Annotated in this window: 7 protein-coding genes; 1 reads left to right on the top strand and 6 read right to left on the bottom strand. The window is 64.7% G+C overall.

The window, feature by feature from the left end; all coding sequences use genetic code 11:
* Positions 1 to 1179: 1179 nt before the first annotated feature.
* The 3 genes from ABZX79_RS31280 to ABZX79_RS31270 all read right to left on the bottom strand — a co-directional run bounded on the left by ABZX79_RS31280 (position 1180) and on the right by ABZX79_RS31270 (position 4752).
* A complete protein-coding gene (locus ABZX79_RS31280) occupies positions 1180 to 1311 on the bottom strand; it encodes an RHS repeat-associated core domain-containing protein (RefSeq protein ID WP_355265149.1) in 132 nt (43 codons plus the stop codon).
* A 389-nt stretch (positions 1312 to 1700) separates the two neighbouring features.
* Positions 1701 to 1883 (bottom strand): hypothetical protein, encoded by a 183-nt coding sequence (locus ABZX79_RS31275; protein ID WP_355265146.1) that lies wholly within the window; start codon positions 1881 to 1883, stop codon positions 1701 to 1703.
* A gap of 136 nt (positions 1884 to 2019) precedes the next feature.
* Positions 2020 to 4752, bottom strand: a complete 2733-nt coding sequence (locus tag ABZX79_RS31270; protein ID WP_355265143.1) for an RHS repeat-associated core domain-containing protein — start codon at positions 4750 to 4752, stop codon at positions 2020 to 2022.
* A gap of 461 nt (positions 4753 to 5213) precedes the next feature.
* Here ABZX79_RS31270 and ABZX79_RS31265 point away from each other — a divergent pair, with 461 nt between their 5' ends.
* On the top strand, positions 5214 to 5441 hold the full coding sequence (locus tag ABZX79_RS31265) for a hypothetical protein (RefSeq protein ID WP_355265140.1): 228 nt from the start codon (positions 5214 to 5216) through the stop codon (positions 5439 to 5441).
* Positions 5442 to 5680: 239 nt separating this feature from the next.
* Here the strand turns inward: ABZX79_RS31265 and ABZX79_RS31260 are convergent, their stop codons facing one another.
* The 3 genes from ABZX79_RS31260 to ABZX79_RS31250 are packed head-to-tail and all read right to left on the bottom strand — an operon-like array spanning position 5681 to position 6239.
* Entirely contained in the window at positions 5681 to 5806 is a 126-nt protein-coding gene (locus ABZX79_RS31260; RefSeq protein ID WP_355265137.1) for a hypothetical protein, read from the bottom strand.
* On the bottom strand, positions 5790 to 6095 hold the full coding sequence (locus tag ABZX79_RS31255) for a transposase (RefSeq protein WP_355265176.1): 306 nt from the start codon (positions 6093 to 6095) through the stop codon (positions 5790 to 5792). Before ABZX79_RS31255 ends, ABZX79_RS31260 begins: the two co-directional genes overlap by 17 nt.
* A 3-nt stretch (positions 6096 to 6098) precedes the next feature.
* Positions 6099 to 6239 (bottom strand): hypothetical protein, encoded by a 141-nt coding sequence (locus ABZX79_RS31250; RefSeq protein ID WP_355265134.1) that lies wholly within the window; start codon positions 6237 to 6239, stop codon positions 6099 to 6101.
* Positions 6240 to 6298: the final 59 nt, after the last annotated feature.

Here is a 6298-nt window from a genome sequence, read left to right as displayed (position 1 = left end):
CGCCTCACCGGCGAGAACACCATTTCATGGCGCGACCCGATACCCCAGAACAAACAGTTGATTCCGGGATAAAACACTAGGAGAAAACGACCTCTTAGCCAGCTCGGACGCCAGCATCAATTCTTTCACCGCCTGCCCCGTTACCCGAGCGCCGACCGCGCTGCACAGCGATCACTGACCCGGAACACCTGCGCGCCTGAATGGCAAGCACCGTGCCCACCAGCGCTAGGGCACAGACGCCTGCGACGATCAGCCAGCTCCACCACATCACTGTCGGCCTCCCAAAGAGCATCAGGCTGCCCCCGACTCCCAGCATCATCCCGCCATAGCGCCTTCTCTACGCCTGGTGAAGGGGCAAAGTGATCGAGTTCTACATTTATGTTCGTCCCGGCGCGGATGCCGGGGGAGCTATAGGGAGTACGAGTTGACTTGGTGCCGGTCTCCTCCGTGAGCGCGATGACGAAACCCGAGCGCATCCGTAAAGATGGAGCCTGCTGACGCGAGCGGGTGAGGGCATTAGGCCGAGGCTTGTCGTAGCTACCAGCACCTTTTCGAACTCCCCCTGCAGATCACGATGACAAGGATCTCCGCGCCGAATGCCATCCACAGGTCCAATGAGGCAACCGTCTCAGCCGAAGAGTCCCCCTCTTAAGCCACTGGTTACATGCACCAGCCAATCCCTCCGCAGGCCCTTATCTCCGTTTCCTATTCTAAGGCTGACTCCTACGAGTGTTCCTGAGGAATAGAAACATCCCACCCCAGGCAATGACAGCAATCACCAAAAGCCCCAACCGCCAGCATTTCGCAGGGAGATCAGAATGATTGAAAGAATCACACCGACAGCAGCGAAGAATGAAGTGAAGGTGAAGTACCATTTAACGCCCGCTCTTTGTTCGAACGTCCATCCGAGGCGATTCATGAGTATCCTCTCTTATTGGGTGAAACGCGGGTGGGCAGGTGCGCGTATCGTTCGCGGACCTGTCCACCCGCGTTCGGCTATCCGCCTACCAGATTGGAAGCGGCAGTACTTGCGCCCCAGGCTCCCCCGAAGCGGACCGCTTGTCCTAACACCGCAGAAGCTCCCGCCGTAGGAATGGCTTGATGGCCTCGCATGCACCACCAACGATGGCGCCCGCACCGAATCCTGCGACGTCGCCCCAGAGGGCTTGAGTGTCCCCCTCAAACAGATGCGCCGTTCGCTGGGGTCGGCGAGTTGAAGCGGCCGATGTTGGGGTCGTAGTAGCGGGCCTCGTAGTGGTAGAGGCCTGCGGGGTCCTGATAGCCGCCGGCGAACCGGTGGGGGCGGGACACGGTCTCGGAGGTCGCGGCGTGGGTGACGCCGCAGGCTGTAGGAGTAAGAATTGACCTTCATGCCCGCTTGGTCGGCGAGCGCGATGACGGAGCCAGCGCGTCGGTGAGGCTCGCGTCGGTGAGGCTCTTGCCCCCGGTCGATGGAGTTCAATGCGCCCCCGGGTTCCCCGGTTGAATCCCATGTCCACACCAGACTTACCTACGGCGAAGTTCCTCCACGGAAAGGCGGGTGGCCGTTTCCAATGGAAACGGCCACCCGCCGGGTGCGCACTTCTCCCGGCTCCATGCTGGCTGCCTCAAGTCGAGACAGAGGCGAGAGGCGACCCGGAGCCGAGTTCAGCTGGCGCGGGGCGGGGTCATTCGAGCGTGGAGCAGGGCGCCACCGACCTTCACCTGCTCTTCGTGCTGCGCAAGGCCAAGGCCCACATGGCGAGCGAAACCACCCCCAGGCCCCCGAGAATGAGAGGCAGCGTTTTGCCCGATCCCTCAGCCATAATGCCCTGGGCGAAAGCCAGGACGGTAACCACGGCAACGACAGACATGAAAAGATTCATCTTCGACTTGTTGCTCACCGGTCTATCCTTTCCCTATCTGCCCTGTCGGTATCGGGCGCTGCTGTGGTAACGCGTCTTATCAGGCGTCATCACAGCAGTTCCCGTCTCGTCGTTGCGCGTCAGCCGTCAGCCGTCAGCCGTCAGCCGTCAGCCGTCAGCCATAACTGATGATGTCGGCATTGTTGTATCCGAGGAATCCCCCCACAGCGCAGCTGCCCACGACCGCTGCACCTGTGCCCCACGGGCCGAAAGTGCTGGCTGTTGCGATGATTCCGGTTTCCGCGGCGGCGCCGATTCCGCCAACACATCCCACTGCTGCTCCCCAGATGTCATTGGTGTCATCCAGGAAGTCCGCCACACCGCTCAGGCTGAGCGTTCCGTGCGGGTCTATGCGGTTGACGGGGTCGCCTTCGGCGTACAGGTAGGGGTTCTTCTCCTGGCCGGAGGGGTCGGGTGAGTTGAAGCGGCCGATGTTGGGGTCGTAGTAGCGGGCCTCGTAGTGGTAGAGGCCGGTGGGGTCTTGGTAGCCGCCGGCGAACCGGTGGGGCTGGGGGACTGTTTCGGAGGTGGCGGCGCGGGTGACGCCGCGGGGGCTGTAGGAGTACGAGTTGGTCTTCGTGCCCGCTTCATCGGCGAGTGCGATGACAGAGCCGAGTGCGTCGGTGAGGTAGTAGTAGCTCTTGCCCCCGGTCGTCATGGAATTCAGGGTGCCCCCGGGTTCCCGGTTGAATCCCATGTCCACGCCGGCCGTCGACTTGGCGGACAGGCCGAGCGGCCCGTTGTGGAAGAAGGTGTCGCCGAGCTTGATCCGCTCGCTCTGGTCGGTGGAACCGTACTGGCCGGTGTACGTCTTGCCGCCGACGGTCAGGGAGGTGAGCTGGGAGTAGTCCGACCACTTCTCGGCCGTGCGGGCCTGGGCGGTGGTGGAGGCTCCGGCCGTTTCGTTGCCGACCTGGTCGTAGGACCAGCCGGTGGTGACGCCGTTCTTCGCGGTCAGCTGGGAGGCGTCGTTGTAGGTGAACGTCGAACCGGATCCGGGGCAGGTGCCGGTGTCGGACTGGGAGGTGAGGTTGCCGGCCGCGTCGAAGCAGTACACCCACGTCGTCTTGAGCGTGGTGCCCGCGGTCTCCTTGGCCAGTGTCATCCGCCCGGCACTGTCATAGGTGTACGCCTGCTTGAGACCCGCGGCCGTGTCGGTACGCGTGCGGATCTTCGACCCGTCCTTGTCCTCGGTGGCCGAGTTGGCGTCGTGGTCGTAGCCGTAGGTGTACGACAGGTCGGTGTGCGTGCCCTTGGGGGACGTCGCCTTGATGGCGGTCGGCCGCCCGGACTTATCGAGCGTGACGTCCTGCACGGTGCCACCGGGGTAGGTGGTCTTCGTGCGGGTGTCGTTGTTGTTGTAGGTGTACGTGGTCACCTTGCCAGTCGGGTCCTTCAGCTCGGAGAGCTTGTTGACCTTGTTCCACGTGTAGTCGGTGACACCGGCCGGATCCTCGTAGGTGTCGACGTTGCCCGCCGGCGTGTAGGTCAGGCGGGTCTGCGAGCCGTTCTGCAAGGTCCGCACCGTCTCACGCGACAGCGGGTCGAAGTCGTACGACGTCACGCCAGTGCCGTCGGAGCGCTGCTTCAGGTTGCCGTCGCCGTCGTAGGAGTAGGTGACGGTGGCGTAGCCCGAGGTGTCGACCTTGCTGATCCGGTCGCGGTGGTCGTACGTGTAGAGGGTGGTGACGCCCCGCCCGTCCTTGGCGGCGGCCGGCCGGCCCAGGTCGTCGTAGGTGTACGTCGTCACGCCGAGCGGGGCGGGCGGGGTGACCTTGCTCAGGTTGCCCTTGGCGTCGTAGGTGAATGAGGTGACCTTGCCGCGGGCGTCCTTGACGGTGCAGCGCTGGCCTTCGAAGCCGCCACAGGTCGGGGTGGCCTTGTTGTACGTGAAGTTCCGCGTCCCGCCGCCGGTCCCGGTCGCTGCGACGGATGCGGTGTTGCCTGCCGTGTCGTAGGTGAAGTCGGCCTTCTCGCCGTCCGGACTGGTCATCGAGCCGGGGAGGTCGGTGCCGGCGATGGTCTGGTAGCCGGTGACGGCGGAGGTGGCGCCGGTGGGCAGCTTGGCGGAGGTGGGGTTGTTGCGGGCGTCCCAGCCGTAGGTGGTCACGTTGGCGCCCACGCCGTCCACGCCCATCGCGTCCGTCGCGGTGGCGATGTTTCGGTTGGCGTCAAAGGTCTTGGAGCGGGAGCGCAGGTTGGCGTCGGTGACCTTGGTGACCTGTCCGTCCGCGTCGTGCTCGTACTTCGTGGCGTGCTGCTCCGGGTCGGTGACCGTCGTCGTGCCGGCCTTTGAGCCGTCCTCGGCGGTGTAGGAGTAGGTGTAGGTGGGGCCGGTGTGACCGGTGCCGTTGAAGGCGGTGGCCCGCAGCATGGAGGTGATGCGGTTGTGGGCGTCGTAGGTGAAGACCGTGACCCGCCCCTCGGGGGTGGTGATCTTCGTCAGGCGGCGGGAGGAGTCGTAGCCGAACGCGGTCGCCTTGCCTTCGGTGTCCGTCGTCTTGACGAGATCGCCGGCCGAGTTGAGGTCGAAGACGGTGGTGCGTCCGGTGTGGTCCTTCGCCTGCCACTGTGACGCGTTGGTCTTCAGCAGATCGACCCAGCGGCCCGAGCGGCTCTCCGTTAGCTTGAAGCCCTTGTTCTCGCCGCCCTCGTCGTGCTGGGTGACCGTGATCGAACCGTCGTTGCGGTCGGTCACCTTGGTGAGCGTGCCGTACTGGTTGTACGTGTCCTTCGACCCTGACTTGCGGGCGGTCAGCGAGTAGGTGCCTTCCGCGTTCTTCTTCAGATCCTTCGAGTAACCGGCTGGCGTCTTGTATGAGCCGTCGGCGTTCTGCGTGAAGCGCACGGTGTCACCGGTAACCGACGGACCCCAACGGCCGCCGGACGCTCATCGCTGGCGGCAGCCCCACTGAGCTCCCGGCCCTCACGGACATCCGGAACTGCAGAGTTGCCACTCAGCAACAGTTGCTACCCTACACACGTTCAGGCACATTCTGTTGAAATTTTGGGCACACGCAGCGAGCAGCTACTCGACGCCGACCGCTGACGGGTCGCCGGAACCCCGCGTCGGCTCAAGGAAGGAACTGCCAGTCCCGGGCCGTGCCCTCTGGCGCCGGGCGAGGAGTCGGGGTCGACTACGGAGTCCTTGACCAGCACCGAACCGAAATGTGCGCCGGTCCGATCCGAGGCACAAGATTCTCTTCTGGGGAGAAGATGCGTAAAAGATTTGTCGCGCCCGACGGCACCCTGTTGACACGCACGGGGTGGCACACGGCCGCTTCAGTCGCCGGGGCTGCGCTCTGTTGGATGCTCGCCCTCGCCATGGTGACCAGCAATGTCCAGGCGCTGTTCCACCCCACGTGGCTGACTTCGCTCTGGTACGTGCCGTGGCTGATCACCGGGGCACTGGTTGTTGTCTGGGCCATCTTCCGGGCCTTCGACAAAGCAACGACAGGTGTCCAGTCGCCTCAACCAGCACCTTCACCTGTCGACACCGGCACCGGCACCGGCACCGGCATGGAGGATGCTGCCTGAAGCACCGGGCCCGGAGGGCTCGACGCCCAACCGCGGCCGCAGACAGTCTTCGTCCTGGCCGAGGCTCCCGGCCGCCGGTCAACGCTGGTCTGTTCGTCCGTACAGACCCTGCGTGAGCCGCGTACCGCCCCTCCCTCGGGGTAACTGACCGTGCAAGCAGACCAACCCTGACTGGGAGCTCCTGATGGCACGGACAGTCCTGCACGACAAGGCCAGCGGAGTTGGCCCGCTTCGTCGTGTCAGTACTGCTGGACCCAGAACTGCCGCAGGACCTGCACGGACCTCAACTCCCGTAGGCCAGGCGAGGCATCGTCGTGATAGACGGCGCGCAGGATGTGCAGCCCGTCCTCACCCACCCGCAGCACCCAGCCACCCCTCGCCCTGCAGCGCGAGGTCCTCAAGAGCACAACGCAGCGTCTCAGCGACCAGTTCACCCCGGTTCAGACGGCGCACCGCCGCCAGCACGTGGGTGGAATCCGTCCGGATCCGTCCCCGCCGCTTGACCAGCCCGGCTTCTGCGAGCCGGTCCACGACCAGCGCCAAGAGCCGGTCCGCACGGTTGCCTTTGGCCACCCGGTCGCGGAATTCACTCAGGACCGTGAAGTCGAATCCCGGATCGTCCAGCTCAAGGCCCAGACAGTACTTCCAGTCCAGACGTCAGCGGACTGCGTCCGCCGCCTGCCGGTCGGTGAGGTCCTCCGCGTACTGGAGCACCGACACGAGAGCCAGCTGAGCCGGCGACAGCCCACGCCGTCCGTCAGCCGCATACCAGTCGGCGAAGTCGGCATCCGTGAACAAGCCGTCCAGTCGATCGCGCACCCACATCGCGGCCGTGCCCCGTGGATTGCTCGCCCGTG

The sequence above is a fragment of the Streptomyces sp. NPDC002994 genome (assembly GCF_040611155.1).
Taxonomy (GTDB): Bacteria; Actinomycetota; Actinomycetes; order Streptomycetales; family Streptomycetaceae; genus Streptomyces.
This window is presented reverse-complemented; position numbering and strand designations above follow the sequence as displayed.

Bases quoted from the DNA above. Each gene is read 5' to 3' on its own strand.
- ABZX79_RS31265 (WP_355265140.1), top strand. From the start codon at position 5,214: ATGCTCGCCCTCGCCATGGTGACCAGCAATGTCCAGGCGCTGTTCCAC.